This window comes from Synechococcus sp. PCC 7335 (genome assembly GCF_000155595.1).
GTDB lineage: Bacteria > Cyanobacteriota > Cyanobacteriia > Phormidesmidales > Phormidesmidaceae > Phormidesmis.
On the sequence record NZ_DS989904.1, the window covers coordinates 4,545,779 to 4,572,044 of the forward strand.

Consider the following 26,266-nt stretch of genomic DNA (forward strand, 5'->3'; position numbering starts at 1 on the left):
GACTACCGTCAGGTGAATCGACATCAAACAAGCTTCTTAACTCTCGATAAGCAAGACAATTGCACGCTAGATGATGCCAACCAAACCACTGCTAGCTCGGCTAAAGCCTTATCTACGCTGGGTAATCTTAGGCGGCACGCTCTTTTTCATTGCCAAAACGCTTAAAGATCATTGGCAAGAAGTCGTCGAGATCCAGTTCACAAGTCAAGCCTGGCTAATGGTGATCCTAGCGTTCATCGTCACCCTGATGGCTCATATTTGGTCGGGCTGGGTTTGGCACTGGATTTTGCGCCTGTTTGACCAGCCGCTAAGCGGGTTGTGGAGTACACCGATTTATCTTAAGACCAACGTCGCGAAGTATCTGCCTGGCAATGTCTGGCACTTTTTTGGCCGTGTCCGCGCATTGCAATCAGTTGGCGCATCTACAGGGACTGCTATCGTCAGCGTAGTGATGGAACCGCTGCTGATGGCAGTAGCCGCAATCATCATCGCTTGTCTAGCCGGTAGTCAGCTCTCGGGAATTGAAGGGCTGCTTGGCAGCCGACTTGGGCAAATAGCGGTGTTGAGCTTTGCGATCGCCAGTGTGCATCCCCGTGTGCTCAACCCTATCCTCCAAACATTAGGCCGAGCCAAAGCAAAAGCACAGAAGCTAGACTTTTCCACAGATAAAAAGATGCTCAGGGCTTACCCAGGCCGAGCACTGCTTGGCGAAATCGGGTTTGTACTGCTGCGATCGCTTGGATTCATCGCTATCGTTTCAGCCTTTCAACCGCTAAGCTTCGCCGATGGTCAGCCTCTTTTGGCCGCGTTTAGCTTAGCCTGGCTATTCGGCTTGGTCGTACCGGGCGCACCAGGTGGAATAGGGGTCTTTGAAGCCACTGCCATTTCGCTCCTAGATGCTCAGTATCCAGTAGCTATCATCCTTAGCAGCGTGGCTGTTTATCGGCTGATTAGCGTACTAACAGAAGTAAGCGCTGCAGGTATCGTTTGGATTCTAGAGCTGCGTACAGAACCTTAGCGATACAAACCATTGAGAAAGGACTAGAAATTCCTCAATTTGCAAGGACAGGATAAATTTATGAATAAAGTTCATTGATCTTGTGCCTAGAGTGTCTATTTTTAGTAAGGATTATCGGTAGTTTAGAAGTTAACTTGGCTAGGTCTACCCTCTGTGACTGCCCTATTGTCTTAAATCATCGCCATGATTAACGCTTCACTTGAACTGTCGCCCGCTCCCTTATCGCCCAATACTACAGAAGGCGAGGTTGCTCCTCAAAGCTTTAATAGACCAAATCTTTCTATCGTCGTTCCGATCTACAACGAAGTAGAAACCATCCCTTCGCTAGTATCACGGATTACCAAAGTATTAGAGGAGATGGACGTCACCTATGAGTTTATTTGTGTAGACGACGGCTCTACTGACGGCTCAGTCGCACTGCTAAGAGAAATTGCCCAAAAACAGATGGCATCTGGCGATTTTCGAGCAGTTTTGCTGCGGCGTAACTACGGTCAGTCAGCAGCGATGTCAGCCGGATTTCATCAAGCCAGGGGTAAAGTGATCGTGACGCTAGATGGCGATTTACAAAATGAGCCGGCTGATATCGCAACTGTGTATTACAAGCTGCTAGAAGGCTATGACCTTGTGAGCGGCTGGAGAAAAAATCGCCAGGACGATGCGGTCACTCGCCTACTTCCTTCTAAAATCGCCAATAGTCTGATCGCTAGGGTTACTGGCGTACGGCTGCATGACTATGGCTGCTCACTCAAAGCATACCGGGCAGAAGTGCTAAGTGATATGCATCTTTACGGAGAGCTGCATCGCTTTTTACCAGCACTAGCTTATATCGAAGGGGCACGAATTACTGAGATTCCGGTCCGGCATCATGCTAGGCAATTCGGTCAAAGTAAATATGGCTTGGGACGCACGTTGCGAGTCGTGATGGATTTGTTGACCATCTATTTTATGAAGACGTTTCTTACCCGGCCAATGCACGTGTTTGGACCATTTGGGATTGTTTCAATCTCGATTGGGTTTGCAATTGGTTTGTACTTGACCTTCGTAAAGCTATTTTTGAATGAGTCAATTGGTAACCGGCCTTTGCTATTGCTTGCGGTACTCTTATTGCTTTCAGGGATTCAGCTATTTAGCTTTGGGTTACTAGCTGAGCTGAACATGCGAACCTACCACGAGTCACAGCGGCGGCCTATCTACCGGGTTCGTGAGGTGCTAGGCGCTTCGGCTAAGAACAGCTAACCAATTCTTGCGACTTAATCTAAGTCTGGGCTTCTCTGTATAAAAAATGCTAGAAAGCGTCAGGATCAGCTCATGGTTAATCCACCATGATAGATTTGCTCATAGCTATTTGCTCATAGCTATTTGCTCATAGCTAACTGAGCGTGGCAAGCTGTATGGGAACTCTCGTGTTACTTGGGACACTTTTATCGACGGATACTGTTGAGATACCGTAGGCAACACAACTTGCAAACGGTTTAATATCAAGACGTTTGCTATATCAGCAGCTCAGGGCAACGCTGGGTTGTACCATGACCAGTGGGACTAGACCGTCTTTGTTAGGACAGCTTCATCTATGACCAGTGCTTTGCCGCGCCTTCAACGTTCGAGTGAGGGCAATCCACAGAATCCACCGCTGAGTAATCAATCCCAGCTCGGCCCTAAACTTACGCCTAAGCAGCTAAAGACGCTCAATCAAAGATTCGATCGGGCTAAGGCGACTGAGCTAATCGAGTGGGGCGTTAAAACGTTTGGTGACACGCTGGTCATGAGCACTAGCTTTGGAATTCAGTCAGCAGTGATGTTGGGCTTAGTTACAGAGGTAATTCCTGAGATTCCGGTAGTCTGGGTAGATACAGGCTATCTTCCAGCAGAAACCTATCGTTTTGCCGAGGCGCTAACGCAGCGATTGTCGCTGAATTTAAAGGTATATCAGTCGCCGCTAAGTCCGGCGCGGATGGAAGCGCTATATGGACGCTTGTGGGAGGAAGGCACGGTAGAAGCGTTCAATCAATATGACACGATTCGTAAGGTTGAGCCGATGAATCGTGCGCTTGAAGAACTAGGGGCACGTGCTTGGCTAACAGGACTGCGATCGCAACAGACAGACCACCGCAAAACGCTCAATCGGATTGATGAACAAGCAGGGCGCTACAAGCTACTGCCGATCTTGCACTGGCATTCTAAAGATGTATACGACTACCTAAAAACGCACAATTTGCCGTATCATCCCTTCTTTGAAGAAGGGTATGTCAGTGTAGGTGACTGGCATTCTAGCCGGCCGCTCACCGCTGATGACACAGATGCTCGGGCAACTCGGTTTAATGGACTCAAGCAAGAATGTGGCATCCATATCCCACAAACCCCTGAAGAAGCAGAGAGTTTAAATTCTAGTTCTCTGTAATCTAGTTCCCTGTAGTGTAGTTCGCTATAAGAAATGCGCCCCTCAAGAGCGTCTAAACTCCACTTGGATAACGAACATTTCTTTCTATCAACAACGATGTAGAAGCTCAGCAGACTGCGCCTTTACGAGATAAATCCCAGATAATAGATGTCTGATCTACGAACGCTAGCGTCTCAATTTGTGGCAGAAGGTGAAGTGGCTGCGGTCGAACCTTTGGGAAAAGGTAACATCAACAGCACTTTTTTGGTAACTGTGGATTTAGTAACAGCAGAAGGGAAATCACAATCGCGATTTGTGCTGCAAAGAATCAACGCGCAGGTGTTCCGGCGACCTGAGCAGGTGATTCAAAACATGGTGGTGCTCGGTGAGCATCTGCGCAATCGTGAAAAGATACAAACCGATGGGCGATCGCCTCATTGGCAAACGCCCCAGATCATTCCAACCACAGACGGGAACCACTTTTGGCAAGACGAAGCTAGAGACTATTGGCGGGCAATTAGCTTCATTGAGAACTCCCAAGTCCTCGAGACGATTGAAACTCACACCCATGCGCGAGAAGTAGGCTACGGACTAGCCATGTTTCATCGTCTAATCAGCAACTTACCCGTCGAAAACCTAGCTGATACGATAGAAGGCTTTCACATTACGCCTACCTACCTAACGCACTACCAGACAGTCCTAAAAGAGTATCAGACAGGTCATCACCTGGCTGTCCACTCAAACAATCACCTGATCGCCGATCCGAAGACGATTCGCTATTGTATGGAGTTTGTAGAAGCTAGGCGGCAGTGGGCATCCGTTCTAGAACGGGCCAAAGCAGAGGGCCATCTTCAGCTACGCCCTATCCACGGCGATCCAAAAGTCAACAACATCATGCTCAATCAAGACGGACAAGCCGTCAGCTTAATTGATCTAGACACGCTAAAACCCGGTCTAGTTCACTATGACATCGGAGACTGTTTGCGATCGAGCTGCAATCGTCTGGGCGAAGAAACGGAAGACTGGAAGCAGGTCACTTTCGATACATCGCTAGCAAAAGCCATGTTGGAGGGTTATTTTTCCCTGGCTCATGACTTTCTTACTGAGTACGACTACTTGTACATATACGATGCAATTAGGCTAATTGCCTTTGAGCTAGGGCTGAGGTTTTTTACTGATTACTTAGTAGGCAATGTTTACTTCAAAGTAGAGCATCCAACCCACAACCTGATGAGGGCGTTGGTGCAGTTTAAGCTCACTGAAAGCATTGAGACTCAGGCCGAAGAGATCGTAGGCATCATTGAGGCCCTCCGGCAATGAGGACCAAGGTATTCTACTTGCGACCCTTCGCAGCGCTTCCTGAGAACATATCCTTATCAATCAGTGGCAGGGTGACATTGGAAGAGACCTGGCTCACGATTGCTTACTCGCTCAGTGGTGATTGGGAGCAAGCTGTGATCCTACCTTCAAGATCACAGCCCTCAAGATCACAGCCTTCAAGATCCAAAAGAGAGCTAGAAGGGGCCAGACGCGATCGCCTTTGGGAACAGACCTGCTTTGAGTTCTTCTTAGCCTGGGGGTCCAAACCAACTATCCATACCCCCTATTGGGAATTCAATCTTTCACCCTCTGGAGACTGGAATGTCTTTTCGCTAGAGAGCTATCGGCAAGGCCCAAAGGAAGAAGCAGCTATTTCTCATCTACCTCTTGAAGTAGAAAGAAAATCGAAGAGCTTCCGTTTGAATCTACATCGCACGGATGTCAGTAGTTTGGTGAGTGCTAATCAACCGTTGTGGCTGGGGGTAAGCGCAGTTGTCCTCCTCGAAACGGGCAGACAAACGTTTTGGGCGATCGCTCATCCTGCCCCAGAACCAGACTTTCATCATCCTGGCAGCTTCGTCCTAGCGCTATGACGACAGTAAAGACTATTGTTAAAGACACCCTCTTTTAATACATAGCCTTTCAAAATAAAACTAGCCATGCCTGTCCCCTATCAAGGTCAATCGGTGGCCAAAACTATCTTCCTGCTATCGTCTGCCGTAGGCTGGCTGATCGTGGGAGCCTCGCTAATCTATTTAGTTCCCACAGCGATTGATCGGATCAGCCCTTCCCCCACCTCACAAATCTGGATGGAAACCTTAGGCCGCAGTGGCTACAATCCTCAGCTAGCTATCGTAGCAGGGGGTATAGCATTTGTGGTCACAGTAGCTGGCAATGCCTTTTGGTACTATAAATTCGAAGGTAAGTTTTGAACAGCAGCTTTAATGAAGACCATCGGCTTGCTCGGCGGCATGAGTTGGGAATCGACCATCGAATATTATCGCTTGCTAAACGAGATCGTAAGAACTGAGCTAGGTGGGCTACATTCGGCCAAGATCCTAATGTACTCGGTCGATTTTGAAGAGCTAGTGGCGCTAAAGCATAAGGACGCCTGGCCTGAGATCGCTAACCTGTTAGCCACCGCAGCAGCTCAGCTAGAAGGCGCTGGCGCAGAGTGCATACTCCTAGCAACTAACACAATGCATAAAGTGGCAGAGGCGATCACACTTTCTACGACCATTCCTCTTATTCATATTGCTGATGCCACCGCTGATGAAATCAAACGGCATGCCATTCAACGAGTAGGGCTTTTGGGTACCCGATTCACAATGGAAGAGTCTTTCTACAAAGGTAGGCTAGTCAATCAGCACGGACTAACCGTACAGGTTCCAAACGAAATAGAGCGTCATGCTATTCATGACATCATCTACAATGAGCTTTGTTTAGGGCAAACCCGACCAGCATCGCGCGATCAGTTCCGTGCAGTCATCTCGAATCTAGTCGATTCCGGCGCAGAGGCGATTATTTTAGGTTGTACAGAGATTGGATTACTTATCAAAAAAGAAGATAGCACTGTGCCACTATTCGACACTACCGCTATTCATGCCAAAGCTGCCGCTCAATGGGCGATTAAGTCAGATCACCGCATCAAAAGCTGAGTTGGCATCAAGTACTAACCGAAATGTCTATTGAGCATATTGACATTGAGCATACTGACTAAGTGTGAACTCTGAAGACTTCTTAAGGTTTCTAATTTTGGTTAAGCAAGCATGCTAGGTTCTACTATGATATGTATAGCGTATATCTACTTTCCGGCCCCCGAAGGCGATGTGTCTTCCCCAACAACACTAGATTCTGCATCGTATACAGCCCCATTTGAATAGTTAGAGGCTGATAATCCTCTAACTCACTCAGAATTACAATGTCATACAGATAATCCTTCTCATTGGGAACTGCCCCTTCCTAGGGTTGATGTTTGAACTTGCGAAAGTATCTAGTATCTATCTTCAACGGACTTGAAAACGGACTTGAATGGGTAGTGAATGCCTTTTGCTATCTAATTGTCTAAAGGCAAAAGATAAAAAGGGCTAGAAGTAGAGATTGAACAATATATCCAAAAGTGGATATGTTGATTGTGCCTATTTTCGTACTTACCTATTTCGGCTTACTTCCCCAATAGTGCGCCTTTATCCTGTTTAAACTTATGTATCTGAGCCTACAGAAGCCTTACCAAGAGTGAACTTGACTAGTGAAAACCAGGTAAGCTAGCCGCTTATCTTGGTAGGAGATAGCTGATCAGGTCTCCTGACAGATGTTTGCTTACCCAGTTGAGTCTTACTGTGTTGTAGGTGCATTCTTAGACAAGTCTATTCTCGGAAGTATCTAGTCGATGAGACTAGCCTAATGACTCTTCTTCCGTTCTACTACTTGTCATGCGTTTTATGAAACATGTTTTATGACAATGTTCGGTGATTACACCGTGAAACTACCACCAAGTTGCTATCTAGATTTTGGCATTATATGAAAGCATCTAAAGCGAAGACAAGGCCAATTGCACAAAGGCTCTCAGCTGTTTCTAACTTTGAACTCAGGGTTTTCTCTAGCTGTGTTGTTACGCTAGTCAAAAGTATTTGGTAAAAAGTATCTGACATTAGCCCCTTTTCCAAATCTTCTTAGCCGCTCTAGTAAGTCAAGTCAGCAGGCTGGAAAATTACTAAACCAAAGTAGATGTTTGAAGTTGATGTAAAAAAGCCAGTGTAGAAGTTACTGCAACCGACAGTAATTACAAACTACCTTTCATCAGCTTACTTCAAATTAATCAGAGGACGGTAAGTCTCACGCCAAAAAGACTTAAAAAATGCTAATCTAAACTCATAACGATTACGAGTAAGCGGTTTACTCATTACCTGTTGTCAGCGGTAGTCAGCAGACGTAACTTTCTACAGTAGAGCGAGCAGAAAAGTGTTGGTTGTCTGCTTTGCCCTTTAGTTTGAACGTAAGAAATTCTTTCATTGATAGAGGCCCCGGAACATGGCTAAGGACACAGAAAAAATCAAAGCAACCCAGGGCGTTGACAACATGCAGCTGCAGCATGCTACTAGCACACTAGCCGTTCAGGAGAAGAGTATGACTGACGTAAAACAAACGGCAACTAAAGTTAAGAGAACAACTAAAGCGAAGAAAACTACCACAAAGAAGGCTGCTACTAAGAAATCTACTTCCACAAAGACCAAGCCAGTATATACAACAGACGCTGTACGCTCCTATCTTCACGAAATTGGTCGGGTGCCGCTGCTTAGTCACGAAGATGAGATCGTATTGGGTAAGCAGGTACAGAAAATGATGGCTTTATTAGCTATCAAAGAAGAGTTAGCTGCCAAGCTATCTGAAGCTGAAGGTGAAGAGGCCGAAGTTTCTAACGCTGACTGGGCTGCCGCGGCGAGCATTCCAGAGTCTGAGTTGGATCATCATATGCGCCGTGGTCAGCGCTCAAAGCGTAAAATGATTGAAGCCAATCTGCGGTTAGTGGTTGCGGTGGCTAAGAAGTACCAGAAGCGTAATTTAGAGTTTCTAGACCTTATTCAGGAAGGGACTTTGGGCCTAGAGCGTGGGGTAGAAAAGTTTGACCCGATGAAGGGATACAAATTCTCAACCTATGCCTACTGGTGGATTCGTCAGGCAATTACTCGGGCGATCGCTCAGCAAGCTCGTACCATCCGCCTGCCAATTCACATCACCGAAAAGCTCAACAAGATCAAACGCGTTCAGCGTGAGCTCTCTCAAAAGCTAGGTCGTAGCCCAAATGCGGCTGAGATCGGCCAGGAACTAGAGCTAGAGCCCAAGCAAGTTCGAGAGTATCTCTCTATTGCTAGGCAGCCAATCTCCCTTGATGTTCGCATTGGTGACAACCAGGATACTGAGCTTCAAGATCTGTTGGAAGATGATGGTGCCTCACCAGAAGATTACACAGTGCAGCAGTCGCTTCGCTCTGATATCTTCAGGATGCTCTCAGAGCTGACTTCCCAGCAGCAAGAGGTGATCAATCTACGCTTTGGGTTAGCAGATGGGAATCCCCTTTCTCTGGCAAAAGTCGGTCAGCGTATGGGTATCAGTCGTGAGCGCGTCCGTCAGCTAGAGCAGCAGGCACTTAAGCACTTACGTCGTCGCAAGGCGAGTATCAACGGCTACCTAGCCGCTGGCTAGTGAATAGACGCTTACTGGACAAGCGTTTTTCTAACCTTTTGAAGTAAAACGACCGCAAGCAAATGGAAGCGGATAGAAGTACACTCTTCTATCCGCTTCTGTATTCTTAATCACCAGTGACTATGCATAAATTTCTTTGAGGCTGCTGGCTGCTAGCTTAATCGGTGTGAGTAAATCGAGTGGTAGCGCTAAAGCGTTCAGGTCTTTAAAATCTGGATGCTTCTCTTTCTTAGGTCCGTGATAATCGCTGCCACCAGTTACCAGTAAATTGTGAGCTTGACAGTATTCTTCTAGTTTGCGAGTTTGGCTGACGCTGTGTGTTGGATGGTAGACCTCTATACCCATTAACCCAGCTTCTATTAGCTCAGGCAAAACAGTTTCAACAGTACCGCCTCGAAAGATCCAAGGATGTGCCCAGACCGGAACCGCCCCACAGCTCAGCAAAAGTTCGATGCCTTCTTGAGCGGTGAACTTTTCGTATGGAACATAGGCCGGACCGTCATCCTTAAGGAAGCGATCAAAGGCTTCTCTGTGCGAGCTAACGTGACCTGCTTGTCTAAGAGCCGTCGCGATATGGGGGCGTCCAGGAGCCATTGCGCTTGACATATCGAGAAGTTCGATAGGATAGCCCAGCTCAGCGAGCTTATCAGCCATTTTGCGAGCCCGACGCTTACGGCCTTCGACCCGTTCTTGCAGGGGGGCGGCTAGGCGATCTGGGTCTGGATAGAAGCCAAGAATATGCAGCGATCGCCCGTTGTACACAGTGCTCAGCTCTAGCCCCGGAACAATCTCTAAATCAAATGGCCTTGCGGCTTCTGTAGCCTCTACCCAACCTGCCATCGTGTCGTGATCGGTAATAGCTAGCGCTTTCACGCCCTGTTCGGCAGCGAAATTCACTAGCTCTGTAGGCGTCAGGCTACCGTCTGAACAAGTGGTGTGGCTATGAAGTTCGAGCATGTTCGAAGAAAGAAAAGGAAAAAGGCATAAACCGCGCTGCTAAGATTGCTGCTGTATGATTTAGCTGTGAATCGCTGTTTACCATGATACAAGGAATACAGGAAATACAGCCGTGGCTGAGTGAGGCAACAGAACGCCTACGACTCGAGTTCGATCCTGAGAAAATTATCCTGTTTGGTTCCTGGGCATGTGGAGATGCCACTCGGCGTTCTGACATCGATCTGTTTATGGTGTGGCGATGTGAAATCGGCCCTTTAGACCGGATTGGGAAAGTGTTAGATCTGCTATCAGACGCGCCTAGAACAGTAGATGCAATCGTGTATACGCCATCAGAGCTATTGCGCTGTCAACACAGACCCTTTATTGCCCAGCTGCTAAAGGAGGGCAAGATTTTGTATGAGCGGAGCGAAGCGGCACTAGATAAACTCTATATCCCTACTCGCTACCCTGATGCCTTAGCTGAGCTTACGCCTGCTGAAGCTTTTACTCAGCGGGAGGCAAAAGCTGCGATCACATCTGCACAGAAGATTATCAGCCGCGTCGAAGCGCGTATTCATGGCATCACCTCATAGCCGCAATATCAGCCTCTCGAAGCTCAACAATAGGTGCGAGATAGGCCGCTTCTTTTTCGCTTCCGACTTTGCAGGCAAGCTGATCAACCGCTAACAGGTCGTTTCCCCATATCACTTGACCAATCTCAAAGCTGTCACCTTTATCGGGCCTGTAGTCGTGGCTGATGAACTTGCGATCACAGTCCACAACTCCACCGTCAAACAAATGCCCAACACTGAAATACACATCTTGCAGAACCAACGGCACAGACGGACGATGTAGCTGACCGCGCGAATGGGGACTGCGAGCCCTATATTTCTCTCTAGGAAACAGGCCGTAGAGATTTTTGAGCGAGGCAGAGATCAGATCTCTACCTTTCAAACTAGTTTTTTTGAAAGCGCTCACAGAAATTCGACAATCTACCTCCTGTAGCAGCTTCGGTGCCCACATTGTCTTGAAGCGAATAGGCTCAGGTAGTCGATTAGGATATTCAATGCACTCTAATTCGTCTGCGTTAAGTAGCCGAACGCCTTCGGTTAGCATAGGCGACAAACCATTTTTGACAGCAATATCAGCTAGCGAAACTTTAGAACAAACGCCTTCGACAATGAGAATTTCGGCAGTGGGGTTAGCACTTCGCAGCCCTGCTATTACTTTTCTCAAGACCGTCATACTGACCGTTACCGGTGGCCCCACAGGATAGCCAAGATTGGGTTTCACAAGAATTCGCTTCGCCGCTTTGGCATTAGGGGGTGGCGAATAGATAAAATTTGCTGTAGCAGCCGTTTGAGTGATGGCTTGAGCAGTGTTTTGAAGCGGGTGAGATTGAGCGATGGCTTTCAAGGTAGTGACATCTGGATATGAAGAGACCTTTGAACGGTGGACAGATGCCTTAGAGCAGGCAAATTCGATGAAGTCGTCGCTCAAAAGCTGGTTCAAAGATATTCGTATTTTAGAAGACGGTAGACCGGTGTGGGTGTATGGTCGGGGGCGATCGCACCCTGAATACCTTGGTCCTGGCACCTACGACCGACTAGCGAGATTGTTCATGGCCGAAGGCCAAGCCGCAGCGCAGGCAGCGACAATGTGGCAGATTCGCGATCATCAATTTGTCTGGGGTGAGCGCACCTATCTGATGGGGGTGCTAAACGTGACACCCGATAGCTTTAGCGATGGCGGCGAATTTAATACGATTGAAACGGCACTCGCTCAGGCAAAAGCGCTAGTAGAAGCGGATATGGATATTCTAGATATCGGCGGACAGTCAAGCCGTCCTGGCTCAAAACCGACCACACTAGAAGAAGAGTGTGATCGCGTCCTGCCGATCATCAAGGCTATCCGCACCAATCATCACCATAGACTACAAAACATTCCTATCTCGATCGATACTACCCGCGCCAAAGTTGCCAAAGCTGCACTAGAACTGGGTGCAGACATCGTTAACGATATCTCTGCAGGCACCTACGAGCCCAGCATATTAGAGGTCACAGCCAACGCGGGTGCGCCCATTATCCTGATGCATCTGCGGGGTACACCTGAAACCATGCAGCAGATGACAGACTACGATGACCTGATGCGAGAGATCGTTTTGTTTCTAGCAGGCCAGGCAGACAAGGCCGTGGAGGCTGGCATCGATCCGAAGAAAATCGCGGTCGATCCTGGCATCGGGTTTGCTAAAACCATCTCTCAAAACATCACAATCTTGCAGGAGCTTGAAGCGCTAAAAGCGCTGAACTGTCCGATTCTAGTGGGAACGTCGCGTAAAAGCTTTATCGGGAAGATTCTAGATCAGCCCAAAGCAAAAGATCGGGTATGGGGAACAGCGGCAACGGTAGATTGTGCGATCGCTCACGGTGCAGATATCATCCGCGTACACGATGGCCCTCAAATGCGAGATGTTTGTCGCATGGCCGATCGCCTTTGGCGCTAAGTTCTAATCGCTGCTGACCTAGCTCTACTCCCATTTCTCTCTTTCAGGGCATTTGAGAACCGGACATGCTGATTTACACTAAAAGACGCACTCCATAGATCGATCCCGAGGTTTCCCATGAGACGATACAAAGCCATCGTTGGTGTTCTACTAGCTGCGATCGCCACCTTCTTGGTGAGCTGTGGCGGTAGCCCCGAAGCGGTAGCCCCTACCTATACCCCCGAAAAGATCGCTCAGATAACAAACTACGTTCGCCGACTAGAATCATCTCGTAATCGCTTTCCTGAACTGCTGAACTACATCGAGAAAGATAACTGGGTCAACGTCGATAACTTCACGCACGGTCCACTGGGTCAGCTCCGCGCTGAACTGCTACGGTTGTCCGGCCAGCTACTGCCAGAAGATCAGCCCAAAGCAAAAGCACTTTCAGAAGAAATCCTAGGACATTTAGAGAACTTAGATGCAGCTTCTGAAGAACGTAACTATGGCGAGGCGCTTACTCAATACCGCGAGTTTGTAGGCGATTTTGAAGCTTTGCTGAGTATTGTTCCTGAAGGCGCGCGTCAAGACGCTATCGATCAAGCAGAGAAAGAAGCTGACGTGTACGAGATGACCACCACCTTTCCAGATGAAAAAGAAATTCGCGCAGCAGAAGAAGATATGGTTCGGACCCCAGTTCTGCTAGATGGAGACACTTAGAGATACGATGGAAGCGGTAGTTGGGGACGCGAAAAATCTAGGTGGCGATGCCTAAGTCAAAACCGTTTAGCGTCAAGCGTAGACTGCTGTAGATTTTTGTGAGTAGTTTGTAAGTAGACAGGGGGTGGAATATCATCCTCTGTTTTTTATTCGACATCCTTCTAATGAAACCGCATGAGACCTAAAGTTGTTGTTGTTGGCTGTGGCGTTGTTGGCGCTATGATCGCTTACGAACTCAGTCTCCATGTAGCGGCAGACATTTACGTTATCGATCAGCATCAACCTGCGCAAGGCTCTACCGGCGCCGCGCTTGGCGTTTTGATGGGCGTGATCAGCCGCAAGGTAAAAGGACGAACTTGGCAGTTAAGAGAAACAAGTATTTGTCGCTATCGTTCGCTAGTTCGCGAGCTACACCAGCAAGGTTATCCTGTTCCTTTTAATACGCAAGGAATACTTAGCCTGTGTTTCAACGAAGATCAGCTACCTCGATGGCATGCCTTGAAGAAGAAACGAGCCGAACAGGGATGGCCTTTAGACATCTGGAGGCCAGGAGAGTTAGCAGAAAAGTGTCCCCATATTGAGCTAGAAAACGAGTTTAAGAATGAGAGCGGTGATCGTGTGCTTCAATCTGTAGCCGCAGCCATCTACTCGCCTGCCGACGCTCAGGTGCACCCAGCTCAATTGACCCAGGCGCTAGTATCAGCTTCTAAAAAGCGAGGGGTGCGTTTTCTTTTTGATACAGAAGTCACTGGTTTAGAAATCCGAGGAACCAGATGCAACAGCATACAAACAAAGAACGAAGTGATTGTTGCAGATTGGGTAGTTTTATCAGCTGGACTAGGAGCGGCTAATCTATCCAGGATATCAGCTGAGCCTCTAGAGCTAATACCGGTATTGGGTCAGGCGATGGAGATTGAGTTGAGCACTGAAGTCGGCGATCGCACTTTTCAACCTGTGATCAATGGTGACGATATTCAGTTTGTTCCACTCGGAGGCAAGCGCTATTGGTTAGGCGCGACGGTAGAATTTCCTGAAGGCAACCTCCCATTGAGTGCAAAGGCTAATGGATTGAAAGATTTGCAGCAGGCGGCAGCGCGATTTTGTAGTGTGATCGCCCAGGCCAACATCCTTGATACCTGGAGCGGCCTACGCCCTCGCCCAGTAGGACAACCAGCCCCTGTGATTAAGCCTTTGGGTGATATAGAAAACGTCATACTAGCCACAGGCCACTATCGCAATGGTGTATTACTCGCGCCTGCTACCGCCAAAGCAGTATGCCAACATCTAGAAGCTATGTAATTCAACTTAAAGCAGCGAACGCTATATGTTCTCTAAAGAAAACTGGTACATCGTCAAACAAGATTCCCAAGCATGCAAAATTGTGTCTGAACAAGAGCTAGAAGCATTGACCGAAACAGACGGCGAAACAGCATCGCCTGCTGGAGCGCCTACATCTGGGGCACCTGAAGCGCCTATACAATGGGGGCCGTTCGAAACACAAGAGCAGGCCATTGCGAAACGCATTGGCCTAATCAGGGCTGGAAAATGTCAGCCCGTGATCTGAGCTGATCAATTATTGTGCAATTACTGCCACGCCTAGCGATCTGCAGCGCCAGCACTGCTTGCAGACTGACGCTGCAAACGAACTTCGTCCGTTAAAACTTTCACGGCTTCTGCATACTGCGGATCGTCCAAAGTACCAACTTTGTCGCGATCTTCTACCAGTGCCTCACGCTCTTCATCGCTCAGCTCTACGATGTAGTCAGGCTCGATGCCTAGCTTATTGATATCTCGCCCAGAAGGCGTTAGATATTTGGCAATGGTCACAGCGATTCCAGACCCATCCGTCAGCCCTCTTACTGATTGCACCAGCCCTTTACCAAACGTTTGCGTCCCTACGAGCGTCGCTCGCTGATTGTCTTGCAATGCACCGGAGAGAATTTCACTCGCGCTAGCAGACCCACCATCTACCAAAACAACTAGAGGCTTGTCTGTTAAAGCTTCGCTATGGGCGACTTCTTCATTACTTGTCGAATTTCGATCCACCGTAGAGACAATCGTGCCTTCTTCAATCCACATCTTAGCAATCTCAATACTAGAGAATAGTAATCCTCCTGGATTGGATCTAAGATCTAAGACATAGCCAGTCACCTTTCGCTCTTCTAATGATTCGATCGCGTCTTTCATCTCCTCAGCAGCGTTACTACTAAACTGAGTGAGTCTGATGTAGCCAATAGATCCTTGTGGACTGTCCTTGACAGAGAAGCGAACAGGATGAATTTCAATACGGGCACGAGTAAGCTCGAACTCTAGCGCTCTGCCATCTCTATCAATTGAAAGAACGACATCAGAGTTTACTGGACCTCGAATCAAGCTAACGGCATCGTTTAGCTCCATGCCTTCTGTACTATTGCCATCGATCGAGGTAATGACATCCCCTGACAGCAAGCCAGCCTCGAAGGCAGGAGTAGCTTCGATCGGAGAGACAACGACAATATTGTCAGTCTCTTCTTCCTTAGAAATTTGGATACCAACCCCGGTAAGTTCTCCCGAGGTTTCGATCTGCATATTGTTGAATTCCTCGGGATCCATAAACCGCGTGTATGGATCGTCGAGCTGCTCTAGCATTTCGCGCACGGCTACGTACGCAGACTCTTTATCGGTGTAGGTACGATTAAGATACTCTAGACGTACGTCATTCCAATCTAGCGAGTTGAAGGATTCGTCAACGTACTGGTTATCGATGAGGTTCCACACTTCATCGACTATCTCTTTGGGACCGTCTTTGAAGAAAGCTTGACCGTCAGATAGTTGAATACCTGTACCTGTTATGACTAAAGCTGCGCTTGCCAGCGCAGTCGCTCCCAAGATAAAACCGCGCTTGTTGACTGTCATAGAGAATTAGAATCCTGCGTGGAGGACGTTGTGAGTACGCCCAATTTAACACAACCCATTTATTTGTAGCCTGAGCTTAGGCTGAGAACACTTCTCTACTGAGCAAGCTTCATACTAGAAAGTGCATTTAAGAAGAGTTCTTGAGAAAAGTAGAAAAAGCACAGGGTTAGTATGGTGGCAAGTAGACCACTTTCTTAAGCGTTTACCATTTGCAGAGCTAGCCTAAAGCTGAACTCGTGTAGTGCTAAACACGTGTCGTGCTAAATACCAAAGATACCGAATGCCTTTGCGATCACTAACTCACATCGGGTTCTACCCAGCGGCCATCTGACTTAATCAAGTTAATCAACTCTTCTACACCATTCTCTTCAGGGACCCGTTTGATTTCTTCGCGGCCTCTATACAAAGCGATGGTGTTCGCTTGTTTACCGACATAGCCGTAGTCTGCATCGGCCATTTCACCTGGCCCATTGACGATACAGCCCATCACCGCAATGTCTAATCCCGTCAGATGACTTGTCGCTTCTCTGACCTTGTGCAAAACATCTTCTAGATTAAATAGCGTACGTCCACAAGAAGGACAAGCAACGTATTCCACCATGGTTTTACGCAAGCCCAGTGCCTGTAGGATGCTGTAGCACACAGGGATCTCTTTTTCTGGAGCTTCTGTTAAGGAGACGCGAATGGTATCGCCAATGCCCATGGCCAGCAATGTGGCAATTCCCGCAGTAGACTTGATTCGTCCATATTCACCGTCACCAGCTTCAGTGACACCTAGGTGCAGCGGATAGCTCATGCCTAGCTCGTCCATGCGCTGAACCATCAGTCTGTAGGCAGCTAGCATAACCGGCACTCGTGAAGCCTTGAGCGACAAAACAATATTGCGGAAGTTCAGAGATTCGCAGATACGGATGAATTCTAGGGCCGATTCGACCATACCTTCGGGGGTATCACCGTAGGTAAAAAGCATTCGCTCAGCAAGAGAGCCGTGGTTGACACCAATTCGCATCGCCTTGTTTTGATCGCGTAAGGAAATGACAAGCGGCTCTAAGGTTTCTCGGATTTTCTCGCCGATGGCATCGAATTCAGCCTGAGTATATTCGGTGCGATCGCTCTCTGCTTTCTCAAATACGTACAGACCGGGATTAATCCGCACCTTGTCAACATGCTTAGCGACTTCGAGCGCGATCTTCATGCCGTTGTGATGCACATCAGCCACCAACGGTACTGGTTGATACGTTTTTGCTAGCCGATCTTTAATCTCTGATAGCGCCCGGGCATGCGCCATACTAGGCACCGTCACTCGAACAATTTCGCAGCCAACTTCATGCAGCCGGCGAATAGCTGCTACCGAACCCTCAATGTCTAATGTATCTTCGTTGATCATAGACTGCACTACGACCGGATGCCCGCCACCAATTGTGATATCTCCTACTTTGACTGGCCTAGTTTTGCGGCGATGAATTGTCGTGTCAAAGGCGACTTCAGCAGGCGCACTAGTTGTCGTAGGCTTAGGTTTAGCAGCGGGAGAAGACAGAGTTTGCATGGTTAGAGATAGAGTTTAATGCGATCTAGTTAAAGCGATCTAGCGACAGCGGCTTGTTTCTATCCTAGCTTTGCGGTGCATTCTAAGATCAAGCGCTGGTTAACAAGTGCATAAGGCTGAACAGCAAGCGCCTGACGAAAAGACTCAATCGCGGCAGTGTAGTTGCCCACGGCGCTATGACTAAGACCTAGCCCATGAAGCGCACCAAAGTGGTAGGGGACGAGTGCAACCACTTTTTGGCAGGCGGCGATCGCACGCCAATAATCCCCTTGGGTATAGTGCAAAACCGCCAGTCGATTCCAGGCTTCAGCAAAATCAGGCTGCGCTTCGACAATATCACCCAGTAAGGCTTCAGACTGAGTCATCTTCCCAGCTTGAAGTAAAGTTTGCGCTTCCATGAGCTGCTGAGCACCGTAGACACCCTTTTGATGAAACCAAGCATGCCAAAACAAAGAAGAGGCGCGATCACGTACTTCAGCGTCTGGCCGCTTGAGATCTTCGAGCAAGCGATTAACGCGATCTAAATCCATTAACTGAAACGTTCCTTGTCACAAAGCGCCTTCAAACGAACGATTTAACCAACGGTGGATTAGACAATAGACTACACAAATATCACCCTACTATTCTACGGCTAACGAGACTCGGCGACCGCCACTTCCTCTCAGTTCATCTAGGAGATTGGCAATATCATCATAGGGTAGAGTCCGATCCGCCTTGAGCAAGATCGTTCCATCAGGATTCTCCTGAAAATAAGTCCTTAGCCTAGGTGATAGATTTCGTAGCTGAATGATTTCATCATCTAAGATCAGCTCCTTTTGAGCCGTCAGACCAATTACAAAAGGCGGCGACTCGTCTGCGCTGCCGCTGATAATTTCATCAGTACTATTAACAGAGCGGGGCAGGGTGACGCCGTTGATCTCGACACCGGTTAGGCCCATAGAGATGACAACGAAGAAGATCAGCACCGTCATTAGTACATCCATCATCGGCACAAGGTTGACTTCAGGAATCCGGCTAGGACGACGATGACGAGTACGCATAGGACAAAAGTTAAGCAGTAGGAAAGTGCAGGTTGAAAGACATCGCTTAGGACGCTTCTCTGATAGCCAAAGAAACTCGCTTGCCGCCGACAGCTCGCATATCACCGAGAAACTGAACTACTTGCTCATAAGGAAGTTCGCGGCTAGGAATCAAATAAACAATCCTGTCGGTATCTTGAGCTAGGTAAGACTCTATTTCGATAGCCAGCGGCTCAGGCGCAATAGGGTTCCCGTTGAGTAGTCTCTGGCCAGTCCCGTCCATTTCAACCACAAACGGATCTCGAACGAGGTCTGCTTCCTCACCAGGTTCCTCGGTTTGCTCAGGAGGCAGGTCTACCTGAATTAGCTCCTCACGACCTAGCGAGATAGAGATCACCACAAAGAAAGCTAGAACCCCCATCATCACCGTCAGCATGGGAATGAGATCTATTGTCGGAATGCTATTGTCTTCGGTGTGTCGAAAGCGCATTTTGAGAAGGGGAAACAAGCGTTCTGTAGACTGGAGTTCAGACTAGAACTTCTAGTAAATAGAAGTCAATTTAGTAGGCTAAGGATCAAGCCAAAGCTCAGCGAGTACGTGAGCCACAAGGGCTTTAGACAGAAGGGGCTTTAGAAAGTGGGCTGCTGAAAGGTGGGGGGCGGTGGCAAACTCTCTTCTGGGTGAGTAATCTCTAGGCTGTTTGCCGGGTCTACAACTGCCAGCTTACCTCTTTGCGCTCGATCCGCTTCATACCAGTATTGGCGATAGATCAGCTCTAGTTCGTTTCCTGCCTCCGAAAAGTAGTCCATTTGCTGAGCTTGTAGCGTCACCATTACTCGCAGCACAAGCAGTGCCAGAATCGCAACCACCATTCCAGCCGCTGTTGTAATTAAAGCTTCGCCGATACCGCCCGCAGCTTCTGTCGCACCGATAGCACCATCACTACCGCCAATATTTAAGTTCTCAAACGTTCTAATCAGTCCTATGACAGTGCCCAGTAGTCCCAACAGAGGAGCAACAGCGACAACGGTCTCTAGTAGCTTGTCACCTTTTCTCATTTTGACAAACTCTTTGTCCGCAGCATTTTCTAGCGCTAGACGAAAGGAGTCTGGAGAGGGGTTGTGCAGATTCAGCGGAGCGATCAGAAAACGGCCAATCGGTAAATCTCGCGATCGCGCCGCAATCGCAGCAGCCTCATCTAAACTGGTTCGGGCCTTATCTAATACCTCATTGACGACCTTGGCTTCTCGCCGTAGCAAATCCGTCCAAAAGGTCGCTCTTTCTAACGCGCAAGCCACTGTCAAGACAGACGCGCCCACAATAGGCACCATGACCGGGCCACCTCTTGCTAAGAAATCAAATACGGTTGCCATATCATCAGCGATAAAAAAAAAAGGAGGAATACCTGCAGCCTAAGCCGCAGGTAGATACTGCAAAAACTATAGTGTCCGGTCTTTAGTCACAAGTAAACAGAAGATTAATGAAGATGCCCTACATAAGACCAGTGGATCATAAAGACTAACGGAAAACTAACGGGCCAAAGCTATATCAAGCCCCTCTCCCTCATAATACTCAATAGCCAGTTCGCCATCGTGGCCCTGCGGGTTAGCCTAGGGACTAGCTGGTCAACTGAGTAGCCCTTGAAACCTAAAACAGTTTTGAGTAGCTGTTTGTTTTCTTTGGGGATTGCTCTAGTCAGCTGCACTGTCGCTGGCCTGCTTTCGATAAAGTTGGGTGGTTCAGGATACTTCTCGGCCCAGAGCTTGTCTACATTTTGGGTTTGCCACGTCTGGGTATCCATGCAATAGGTATAGCCCAGGGTTTGCCAGACTAGCTGATTAACCGTATCGTCGGCTAGATCACCATTGAGGATAGCCCATAGCGTCTCAGTTGTTAGATCAGGAAGGTCAGTCATCATAGAACCGATAATACCAACCAATCTGAGTCCAATTCATCCCCTAACAGCGAGTCGTCAAATTAATCACGAGAAGATCCAGACAGCGCTAGCCATGAAGGGGACTGAGCTAGGAATCTACCCAGAATTTAGCCGAATTCGTCCAAAATTTGACATCCATCTGTTTGAAACCCTGACCTCGACGAATACTCATCTGTGGGAGATGCTGAAGGCTAGCAACCAGTCTCAGGCTAAAGCTGGAACAGTCGTAATCGCAGCGCAGCAGTCTTCAGGTCGTGGACAGCGCGATCGCATCTGGCAATCAGATCCAGGTGGCCTGTACCTTTCGCTTGCGCTAGAGCCAGACTGGCCGATAGCCTATAGCGCTCAGCTTACCTGCATTAGCGCCTGGGGAATTGCGATCGCCCTAAACAACCTTGGCATTCCAATTCAGATAAAGTGGCCCAACGATCTCTTCTATCAAGGACAGAAGCTAGGCGGCATTCTGACCGAGACTAAGCTGTCACAGCCGAGCGCTATCCCTTCAAACCCGCTAATAGAAAGACATAAACTGGACTCTACTGCTCGCATTCGTCAGGCCGTAATCGGTGTAGGACTGAATTGGCACAACCTAGTCCCACAATCTGGAATCACTCTGACAAAAATATTAGAGAGCGGACTCTACCGTCACGCCCAAACCAAAATAGATTGTTTGGAGACACTAATTGTCGTTGTCCTCAGGGGAATCCTGCAAGGGTACTTCTATCAACAGCGAGTCGGTAGTCAAGTTTTCATGAAGACCTACCAGAAATTACTCACACAAGTCGGTAAACCTGTTTCATTAAAAAACGGTACGCTCAAAGTGCTATCGATATCAGATCTTGAAGTCGACTCTAGAAGGGTATACGGAAGGGTAATTGGAGTCTCCGAAGAAGGCTATTTGCAAGTCGCTATGCAAAAGCAGGGGGCTAGCCTTACATCTAAAGGTTCCTCTGCAAGGGCAAAACTACATACGGCTAATCAGAATGCAGCCAATCAGAGCGAGCGGATTCTACTGATAAGGCCCAGCGAAATTCACATATAGTTAGTACTGGTTAGGGTTAATTTTAGGTTGATGACTATGACAGCTTCCAAGCAAACTCTCAATTCTAAAGTGGCGGATAGTGTGGCAGATACCAATGTCACCAGCCCTTCAGAGGGCTATCAGCATAGTGGCTTGTCAATAGGTCAAAAGCTACGCAGAGCTTGGCTAGTTACTTTTGGGTTGATCAGTAGCTGTGGCCTGGTCACTAGCCAGATCAACTTTGCTAAAGCGCAAAGCGATCATATTGAAGGTAATTACGCAGCAGAAGGCAATTACGCAGTAGAAGCCCACCACCTAAACGATCCTGACTCACCTCTATCAGTTGGGTTAGACTCTGCTTCACCGATTGCTCAGCCTACGGTTGCAGCCGGAGCTTCGCCTACTTTTTCCGCACCCAAGACTGCACTCAAACAAGGCGTCTCCTCCCATCCGCTCGTCGGTATGATTGAACCGGGGATAGTGGCTGCGCCTATAGTCGACTATGTCAATACGCCCGCTTCAGCAACGGCCTACGATGTTGCTGCATCTCCAGGTATAGAGGAGGTTATACCAGTACCCGCTTCTAGCCCCGCTGTGGAAGTTGGTCCTGAGTCATCTGCTCCAATATCTGCACCTACAATATCTGCACCTGCGTCAGTTGCTGAACCAGTATCCGAGCCTGTGGTAACTTCAGCTGAGCCCATAGTCGAGATCTCACCAGAAGTTACACCGGAGGCTGCGCCGGTCTTCACACCAGCACCGAGCACTGAGCAGGTAGTACCCGCTGAGATTACACCAGTTGCGCTACCAGAGGAAATTGCCCGACCAGGCGAGTACGATAATATCTTTGTCGATCCTACGGACTACAGTGTTGGCGCGACCGAGACGCCTGATGTGGTAGTCGCTGAGCAGTCTACAGGTTGTGAATTTACAGTGTCTCAGGGGCAGGGCGTACCCGCAGGGGCTTGCGGAACAGCAGCCCTTGCTACAGCTGCGTCTTCTGGTGAATCAGCCAACGGTAGCACTACTGGGTCGACTGCTAATGCGACTATGCCTACTAGCTATTCTCAGCCTGCACCGGTTGCTAGTGCTTCGGCGGTCAATGTCGGACCTGTAAGCTTCAGCGAATCCGGTATTCGACTATCAACTAGCGCAGCAGGCCGCGCTTATCTCAATCGCTCAGTCCGCCCGGTGGTGAATCTACAAGCCGCGGCGAAGTTCATATTCCCACTATCAGCACCAGCACCGATTAGCTCTTTGTTCGGTTTTCGGGTGCATCCAATCTTTGGTGACCATCGCTTCCATGCTGGTACCGATATTGCCGCTCCCCAAGGCACCCCGGTATTAGCGGCCCAAGACGGCGTAGTTGCAGCAGCCGGAGAAGCCGGTGGCTATGGCCTGATGGTAGTACTAGAGCACGAGCTGGAAGAGGCCACGCTAGAAAGCCGATATGCTCACCTATCAGAGATTTTTGTAGCGTCCGGAAAAGCTGTCAAGAAAGGGGAGGTCGTCGGGTTAGTGGGCAGTACCGGCAACTCTACAGGACCGCACCTACACTTTGAGATGCGAGAGCTAACAGCGGATGGCTGGGTGCTGGTCAATCCTGATAGCATGGTACAGGATTCTTTGGCAAGGCTAGTCCAGGCATTAAACAATCCGAGTCAGACCATCAGCTTTAGTCTAGATGACTTTAAATTGAAGAACTTAAAATTGAAGAACTTAGGCGTAAACAAAACAGCGGCGGATACAGAAGATACAGAACTGTTACCTGGACGAAACGGTCTGCCTTACCGCCCAGCTCAGCCAAACGCTAGCTGACATAGCCTTGAGCAAGGTCTTAGCAATGACCTTTCGATACTATCGAACGATTCGTTTTCACGAAACCGATGCAGCCGGGGTGGTTTACTTCGCTAATATACTGACGTTTTGTCATGAGGCATATGAGGCAGCACTAAGCGAAATTCCGATAGACCAGGCTCTGTTTTTTTCTGTATCGAACCTGTATCCAATTCCGATAGTCCATGCCGAAGCAGATTATTTTAAGCCGCTGCTGTGTGGGGACAAAATCACCATTACGTTAGTGCCAGTGCAGCTTTCTGCCTACAGTTACGAAGTTCGCTATACGTTCAACTATCAGCAGGCCGAACTATCGACTAGCTCACTATCAACTAGCTCACTATCAACTAGCCTATTAAATCAGCCATCAGCAGACAGTCAGTCAACAAGTGAACCGCTTGCGATCGCCCTTACCAGGCACGCATGTATCGACAAAACGACGCGCAAGAAGCATCCTATTGACCGTCAATTGACTGACTGGCTGACGAATCAAACAGCATTTTCAGGAGCTGATGATTAATTTTTCCCTGCGCGTTTCTGGGGATACTCTCTAGCGCGAGCCATCGCTTTGGATACTTGTACCGGCTAATCTGCCCATTTTTGTCTAGCGCTAGTTTTAGGCTAGCAATAGAAACATTGGGATGAAGCGGAACATACGCAGCGCTCACCACTTCACCCCAAACAGCATCAGGTAAGCCCACCACACAGACATCGAGAAGCTGACCAGTACTACGCAATGCACTCTCTACTTCAGAGGAGAAAATGTTCTCGCCGCCACTGATGATCTGGCTGCTAGCACGTCCGGTGATATGCAGTTGGCCGTCGCTATCTAAATAGCCCAAATCGTCCGTGTAAAAAGTTTGTCCTTTAAAGCTTGATGAAGGCAGATTGTGATAGCCGTGAGCAATCGCGCTCGACGTTACAACGACTCGTCCGACTTCTCCAGTAGACAACTGTCTGCTGCTATCCTCAATCTGAATTGTCGCGTGAGGCATTGGCCATCCACTAGAGGGACGGTCACTGACAACGCTTTGCAAAAAGTCTTGCGATCGCATCGCCGTCACCATCGCGCCTGTCTCAGTCATGCCATAAGTTAGGCAGATAGGAATTTGATGTTTTATCGCCTGGTTGAGCAAAGCGGTCCAAGTGGGAGCACCCCCGAGAAGAACTGTATGAAACTGTCGAAGCCAGGAAAATCTTTCGGCAGCAACCAAACGAGCGAGCTGAGTAGGAACAAGAGATAGGTATGTGTATGGAGGCAGACACGCAGACGCTAACTGAGAAGAAAGTGGGTTTTGAGAAGAGACATCCTTGAAAGGGGCAATTACCATCTGACCACCTGTGAGCCAAGTTCGCATGACCTGCATAAGTCCGCTGACATGATAGAGCGGCAGGACACAGTAGGAATTGATAGGTGCGTTGTCAGACTGAAAATGGCGCCGGAAGCCATGAACGGCGGCGGTGAGGGTTGCCCAGGTATGACAGGCGAATTTGAGCTGACCGGCAGTACCGCCAGTCGGAATCAGGATGAATGGAGCGGTTTGTAGTGGGCGAGTAGGTGAGTGGATGAGCGGGCGAATGGGCGAACAGGTTGAGCAAGGGGAACTCCATATGGTGTCGGGGTTGATTTGATCAGTGACAGACTGCCATTCTTGTTTTGCCCAGTTTGGGTTAGCAAGAGCCACTGTCCAGCCAGCTAAGACACCTGCCCAGAAACCAGCCAAAAAATCCATCGGCTCAGCATCGGCGACTATGACAATCAGCGCCGCCGAGTCTTGACGATTATGCCTACCCTGTTCTAGAGCATAGGCTTCGAGCTGGGTACGCCGGGTTGTCACCAGCTCAAACCAAGCATCCAAGTCCTTTCCTATCTCTCGATCTTTCCACTTTCCTAATTCACACCAGTCCCGTCTCAACCCTGCCCACACTACCTCTGGTGTCATTCCAACTGCTGCCACAGAGCCTCCCAATCAGGATCATCTAGTCCGTCATGCGGCAGCCATTGCTGCGTGCCCATCCCTAATGCGCGATGAGGCTTAGAGAACGAGCTGTTTTGCAGCTCTATCGCTAGATCAATGAGTGCCTGACGGCCTATGTCAGTTTCAAAGACAGAGGAAACTACTAAGTCGATAGAATAGTCTTCGCAAAACTGTTGGAGTCGGTTGAGAGAGCCAAGGACAGCGGGTTTGACTACATAGATACCGCGCCAACCTCTATAGTAGTGAGCCTTCAGCTGGTCTAGGGTGGTCACCGACTCGTCAAGGGCAATAGGGGTCTGGTAGCGACGGGTAAGTTTGATTAGCTCAGCGAAGCAGTTAGGAGGTAGAGGCTGCTCGATAAATTCGATGCGATGGCCAAGGCGATCGCATCGATCTAACCAATGATGGGCAGCTATCTCACAAAGTCCTCCATTGGCATCTAGTCGCAGCTGAGCGCCTAAAGGCAGTCGTTCCATCAGCTGTGAGAGCCAAGCTAGCTCGACTGAAACAGGGGCAACGCCGATTTTCCACTTGAAAGTGCGGTGACCCATAGCCCACAGCGCACTCCAGGCATCTAAGGCGGCCTCACCCGTGGGCAATAGAGCGCTGTAGTGATGGATAGCCAGATCAGCGCAGTGGATATCTTTCGTCAAGTTCCTATAGGCTAGCTCAAAGCCAAACTGGCAGGCAGGCAGCGTCGGCAAAATAGAAAAATCATCGCCGATAGAGAGTCTAGATGGAATACGCTGGCAGAATGCGATCGCCTGCGATTGCGTTTCAGTGCCAAACCAAGGGAGCGGTGCAACTTCTCCAAAACCAATGCGGCCCTGATGATCGCTGAGCTTGAGAATAATACCTTCACGATGTTTCCAGATGCCATAATGGGTCTTAATCGGTCGTCGAAAAGCGCGACGATACGAACGAAACTCAAAAGTGGCCACCGCTGGCTTGTCGTTGACGTGATGCATAGCCTGTGG

General features: G+C 48.8%; 27 protein-coding genes. 16 read left to right on the forward strand and 11 right to left on the reverse strand.

Annotated features, from left to right (window positions below; all coding sequences use genetic code 11):
* Window positions 1–70 precede the first annotated feature (70 nt).
* The 8 genes from S7335_RS19005 to S7335_RS19040 all read left to right on the forward strand — a co-directional run bounded on the left by S7335_RS19005 (window position 71) and on the right by S7335_RS19040 (window position 8,918).
* Window positions 71–1,018, forward strand: coding sequence for a YbhN family protein (locus S7335_RS19005; RefSeq protein ID WP_006453630.1), 948 nt, complete (start codon window positions 71–73; stop codon window positions 1,016–1,018).
* Between the two features lie 183 nt (window positions 1,019–1,201).
* Entirely contained in the window at window positions 1,202–2,254 is a 1,053-nt protein-coding gene (locus S7335_RS19010; RefSeq protein WP_006453659.1) for a glycosyltransferase family 2 protein, read from the forward strand.
* A gap of 334 nt (window positions 2,255–2,588) precedes the next feature.
* Window positions 2,589–3,416, forward strand: a complete 828-nt coding sequence (locus tag S7335_RS19015) for a phosphoadenylyl-sulfate reductase (protein ID WP_006454194.1) — start codon at window positions 2,589–2,591, stop codon at window positions 3,414–3,416.
* Window positions 3,417–3,563: 147 nt separating this feature from the next.
* Window positions 3,564–4,715: a phosphotransferase enzyme family protein gene (locus S7335_RS19020; RefSeq protein WP_006454756.1), complete on the forward strand. Its 1,152-nt coding sequence runs from the start codon at window positions 3,564–3,566 to the stop codon at window positions 4,713–4,715.
* Between the two features lie 77 nt (window positions 4,716–4,792).
* A complete protein-coding gene (locus tag S7335_RS26230; protein WP_157620329.1) occupies window positions 4,793–5,308 on the forward strand; it encodes a DOMON-like domain-containing protein in 516 nt (171 codons plus the stop codon).
* Window positions 5,309–5,374: 66 nt separating this feature from the next.
* Entirely contained in the window at window positions 5,375–5,647 is a 273-nt protein-coding gene (locus S7335_RS19030) for a hypothetical protein (RefSeq protein WP_006453645.1), read from the forward strand.
* 12 nt (window positions 5,648–5,659) lie between these two features.
* Entirely contained in the window at window positions 5,660–6,373 is a 714-nt protein-coding gene (locus S7335_RS19035) for an aspartate/glutamate racemase family protein (RefSeq protein ID WP_006455838.1), read from the forward strand.
* A gap of 1,372 nt (window positions 6,374–7,745) precedes the next feature.
* Window positions 7,746–8,918, forward strand: a complete 1,173-nt coding sequence (locus tag S7335_RS19040) for an RNA polymerase sigma factor, RpoD/SigA family (RefSeq protein ID WP_006453768.1) — start codon at window positions 7,746–7,748, stop codon at window positions 8,916–8,918.
* 120 nt (window positions 8,919–9,038) lie between these two features.
* On the opposite strand, the gene S7335_RS19045 is transcribed toward S7335_RS19040, so the two are convergent.
* Window positions 9,039–9,875 carry a PHP domain-containing protein gene (locus S7335_RS19045; protein WP_006453718.1) on the reverse strand — a complete coding sequence of 279 codons (837 nt, stop codon included), beginning with the start codon at window positions 9,873–9,875 and terminating at the stop codon, window positions 9,039–9,041.
* Window positions 9,876–9,958: 83 nt separating this feature from the next.
* Between S7335_RS19045 and S7335_RS27410 the strand changes: the two genes are divergently transcribed.
* Entirely contained in the window at window positions 9,959–10,447 is a 489-nt protein-coding gene (locus S7335_RS27410; RefSeq protein WP_006455156.1) for a nucleotidyltransferase domain-containing protein, read from the forward strand.
* On the opposite strand, the gene S7335_RS19055 is transcribed toward S7335_RS27410, so the two are convergent.
* Window positions 10,437–11,270, reverse strand: coding sequence for a DUF362 domain-containing protein (locus tag S7335_RS19055; RefSeq protein WP_227500035.1), 834 nt, complete (start codon window positions 11,268–11,270; stop codon window positions 10,437–10,439). The two genes, S7335_RS27410 and S7335_RS19055, sit on opposite strands and share 11 nt — an antisense overlap.
* A 205-nt stretch (window positions 11,271–11,475) precedes the next feature.
* On the opposite strand from S7335_RS19055, the gene folP reads away from it, so the two are divergent.
* The 4 genes from folP (at window position 11,476) to S7335_RS19075 (ending at window position 14,620) form a co-directional block, all read left to right on the forward strand.
* Window positions 11,476–12,357, forward strand: a complete 882-nt coding sequence (gene folP, locus S7335_RS19060; protein ID WP_050766015.1) for a dihydropteroate synthase — start codon at window positions 11,476–11,478, stop codon at window positions 12,355–12,357.
* Between the two features lie 117 nt (window positions 12,358–12,474).
* Window positions 12,475–13,056, forward strand: coding sequence for a photosystem II protein PsbQ (gene psbQ, locus S7335_RS19065; RefSeq protein ID WP_006454086.1), 582 nt, complete (start codon window positions 12,475–12,477; stop codon window positions 13,054–13,056).
* 174 nt (window positions 13,057–13,230) lie between these two features.
* Complete coding sequence (locus tag S7335_RS19070) at window positions 13,231–14,355, forward strand: FAD-binding oxidoreductase (RefSeq protein ID WP_006455834.1); 1,125 nt, start codon at window positions 13,231–13,233, stop codon at window positions 14,353–14,355.
* A gap of 25 nt (window positions 14,356–14,380) precedes the next feature.
* The gene (locus tag S7335_RS19075) at window positions 14,381–14,620 is read left to right on the forward strand and encodes a hypothetical protein (RefSeq protein WP_006454364.1); all 240 of its coding nucleotides are present in this window, start codon (window positions 14,381–14,383) and stop codon (window positions 14,618–14,620) included.
* A gap of 32 nt (window positions 14,621–14,652) precedes the next feature.
* On the opposite strand, the gene ctpC is transcribed toward S7335_RS19075, so the two are convergent.
* The 7 genes from ctpC to S7335_RS19110 form a co-directional block, all read right to left on the reverse strand.
* On the reverse strand, window positions 14,653–15,951 hold the full coding sequence (gene ctpC / locus S7335_RS19080) for a carboxyl-terminal processing protease CtpC (RefSeq protein ID WP_006456060.1): 1,299 nt from the start codon (window positions 15,949–15,951) through the stop codon (window positions 14,653–14,655).
* Between the two features lie 295 nt (window positions 15,952–16,246).
* Window positions 16,247–17,497, reverse strand: coding sequence for a (E)-4-hydroxy-3-methylbut-2-enyl-diphosphate synthase (gene ispG / locus S7335_RS19085; protein ID WP_006453968.1), 1,251 nt, complete (start codon window positions 17,495–17,497; stop codon window positions 16,247–16,249).
* A gap of 59 nt (window positions 17,498–17,556) precedes the next feature.
* The gene (locus S7335_RS19090; protein WP_006457385.1) at window positions 17,557–18,027 is read right to left on the reverse strand and encodes a tetratricopeptide repeat protein; all 471 of its coding nucleotides are present in this window, start codon (window positions 18,025–18,027) and stop codon (window positions 17,557–17,559) included.
* Between the two features lie 90 nt (window positions 18,028–18,117).
* Entirely contained in the window at window positions 18,118–18,537 is a 420-nt protein-coding gene (locus tag S7335_RS19095) for a biopolymer transporter ExbD (RefSeq protein ID WP_006453656.1), read from the reverse strand.
* A gap of 46 nt (window positions 18,538–18,583) precedes the next feature.
* Window positions 18,584–19,006 carry a biopolymer transporter ExbD gene (locus S7335_RS19100; RefSeq protein ID WP_038016528.1) on the reverse strand — a complete coding sequence of 141 codons (423 nt, stop codon included), beginning with the start codon at window positions 19,004–19,006 and terminating at the stop codon, window positions 18,584–18,586.
* A gap of 140 nt (window positions 19,007–19,146) precedes the next feature.
* Window positions 19,147–19,890: a MotA/TolQ/ExbB proton channel family protein gene (locus S7335_RS19105; protein ID WP_050765925.1), complete on the reverse strand. Its 744-nt coding sequence runs from the start codon at window positions 19,888–19,890 to the stop codon at window positions 19,147–19,149.
* 170 nt (window positions 19,891–20,060) lie between these two features.
* Window positions 20,061–20,435, reverse strand: a complete 375-nt coding sequence (locus S7335_RS19110) for a DUF1823 family protein (protein ID WP_006454212.1) — start codon at window positions 20,433–20,435, stop codon at window positions 20,061–20,063.
* Between the two features lie 91 nt (window positions 20,436–20,526).
* On the opposite strand from S7335_RS19110, the gene S7335_RS19115 reads away from it, so the two are divergent.
* From S7335_RS19115 to S7335_RS19125, 3 genes are read left to right on the forward strand one after another with little or no spacing between them, the layout of a single operon-like run.
* The gene (locus S7335_RS19115; protein ID WP_006457261.1) at window positions 20,527–21,495 is read left to right on the forward strand and encodes a biotin--[acetyl-CoA-carboxylase] ligase; all 969 of its coding nucleotides are present in this window, start codon (window positions 20,527–20,529) and stop codon (window positions 21,493–21,495) included.
* Window positions 21,496–21,531: 36 nt separating this feature from the next.
* Window positions 21,532–23,292, forward strand: coding sequence for a M23 family metallopeptidase (locus tag S7335_RS26235; RefSeq protein WP_006454714.1), 1,761 nt, complete (start codon window positions 21,532–21,534; stop codon window positions 23,290–23,292).
* A gap of 25 nt (window positions 23,293–23,317) precedes the next feature.
* Entirely contained in the window at window positions 23,318–23,830 is a 513-nt protein-coding gene (locus tag S7335_RS19125; RefSeq protein ID WP_038016529.1) for a thioesterase family protein, read from the forward strand.
* On the opposite strand, the gene S7335_RS19130 is transcribed toward S7335_RS19125, so the two are convergent.
* Window positions 23,766–25,268: an AMP-binding protein gene (locus tag S7335_RS19130; protein ID WP_157620331.1), complete on the reverse strand. Its 1,503-nt coding sequence runs from the start codon at window positions 25,266–25,268 to the stop codon at window positions 23,766–23,768. The two genes, S7335_RS19125 and S7335_RS19130, sit on opposite strands and share 65 nt — an antisense overlap.
* Window positions 25,250–26,257 (reverse strand): o-succinylbenzoate synthase, encoded by a 1,008-nt coding sequence (locus S7335_RS19135; protein WP_006453495.1) that lies wholly within the window; start codon window positions 26,255–26,257, stop codon window positions 25,250–25,252. The genes S7335_RS19130 and S7335_RS19135 overlap by 19 nt, the downstream gene beginning before the upstream one ends.
* Window positions 26,258–26,266 lie beyond the last annotated feature (9 nt).

Bases quoted from the DNA above. Each gene is read 5' to 3' on its own strand.
- S7335_RS19005 (WP_006453630.1), top strand. From the start codon at position 71: ATGATGCCAACCAAACCACTGCTAGCTCGGCTAAAGCCTTATCTACGC.
- S7335_RS19010 (WP_006453659.1), top strand. From the start codon at position 1,202: ATGATTAACGCTTCACTTGAACTGTCGCCCGCTCCCTTATCGCCCAAT.
- S7335_RS19015 (WP_006454194.1), top strand. From the start codon at position 2,589: ATGACCAGTGCTTTGCCGCGCCTTCAACGTTCGAGTGAGGGCAATCCA.
- S7335_RS19020 (WP_006454756.1), top strand. From the start codon at position 3,564: ATGTCTGATCTACGAACGCTAGCGTCTCAATTTGTGGCAGAAGGTGAA.
- S7335_RS19030 (WP_006453645.1), top strand. From the start codon at position 5,375: ATGCCTGTCCCCTATCAAGGTCAATCGGTGGCCAAAACTATCTTCCTG.
- S7335_RS19035 (WP_006455838.1), top strand. From the start codon at position 5,660: ATGAAGACCATCGGCTTGCTCGGCGGCATGAGTTGGGAATCGACCATC.
- S7335_RS19040 (WP_006453768.1), top strand. From the start codon at position 7,746: ATGGCTAAGGACACAGAAAAAATCAAAGCAACCCAGGGCGTTGACAAC.
- S7335_RS19045 (WP_006453718.1), bottom strand. From the start codon at position 9,875: ATGCTCGAACTTCATAGCCACACCACTTGTTCAGACGGTAGCCTGACG.
- S7335_RS27410 (WP_006455156.1), top strand. From the start codon at position 9,959: ATGATACAAGGAATACAGGAAATACAGCCGTGGCTGAGTGAGGCAACA.
- folP (WP_050766015.1), top strand. From the start codon at position 11,476: ATGGCCGAAGGCCAAGCCGCAGCGCAGGCAGCGACAATGTGGCAGATT.
- psbQ (WP_006454086.1), top strand. From the start codon at position 12,475: ATGAGACGATACAAAGCCATCGTTGGTGTTCTACTAGCTGCGATCGCC.
- S7335_RS19070 (WP_006455834.1), top strand. From the start codon at position 13,231: ATGAGACCTAAAGTTGTTGTTGTTGGCTGTGGCGTTGTTGGCGCTATG.
- S7335_RS19075 (WP_006454364.1), top strand. From the start codon at position 14,381: ATGTTCTCTAAAGAAAACTGGTACATCGTCAAACAAGATTCCCAAGCA.
- ctpC (WP_006456060.1), bottom strand. From the start codon at position 15,951: ATGACAGTCAACAAGCGCGGTTTTATCTTGGGAGCGACTGCGCTGGCA.
- ispG (WP_006453968.1), bottom strand. From the start codon at position 17,497: ATGCAAACTCTGTCTTCTCCCGCTGCTAAACCTAAGCCTACGACAACT.
- S7335_RS19090 (WP_006457385.1), bottom strand. From the start codon at position 18,027: ATGGATTTAGATCGCGTTAATCGCTTGCTCGAAGATCTCAAGCGGCCA.
- S7335_RS19095 (WP_006453656.1), bottom strand. From the start codon at position 18,537: ATGCGTACTCGTCATCGTCGTCCTAGCCGGATTCCTGAAGTCAACCTT.
- S7335_RS19100 (WP_038016528.1), bottom strand. From the start codon at position 19,006: ATGCGCTTTCGACACACCGAAGACAATAGCATTCCGACAATAGATCTC.
- S7335_RS19105 (WP_050765925.1), bottom strand. From the start codon at position 19,890: ATGGCAACCGTATTTGATTTCTTAGCAAGAGGTGGCCCGGTCATGGTG.
- S7335_RS19110 (WP_006454212.1), bottom strand. From the start codon at position 20,435: ATGATGACTGACCTTCCTGATCTAACAACTGAGACGCTATGGGCTATC.
- S7335_RS19115 (WP_006457261.1), top strand. From the start codon at position 20,527: ATGAAGGGGACTGAGCTAGGAATCTACCCAGAATTTAGCCGAATTCGT.
- S7335_RS26235 (WP_006454714.1), top strand. From the start codon at position 21,532: ATGACAGCTTCCAAGCAAACTCTCAATTCTAAAGTGGCGGATAGTGTG.
- S7335_RS19125 (WP_038016529.1), top strand. From the start codon at position 23,318: ATGACCTTTCGATACTATCGAACGATTCGTTTTCACGAAACCGATGCA.
- S7335_RS19135 (WP_006453495.1), bottom strand. From the start codon at position 26,257: ATGCATCACGTCAACGACAAGCCAGCGGTGGCCACTTTTGAGTTTCGT.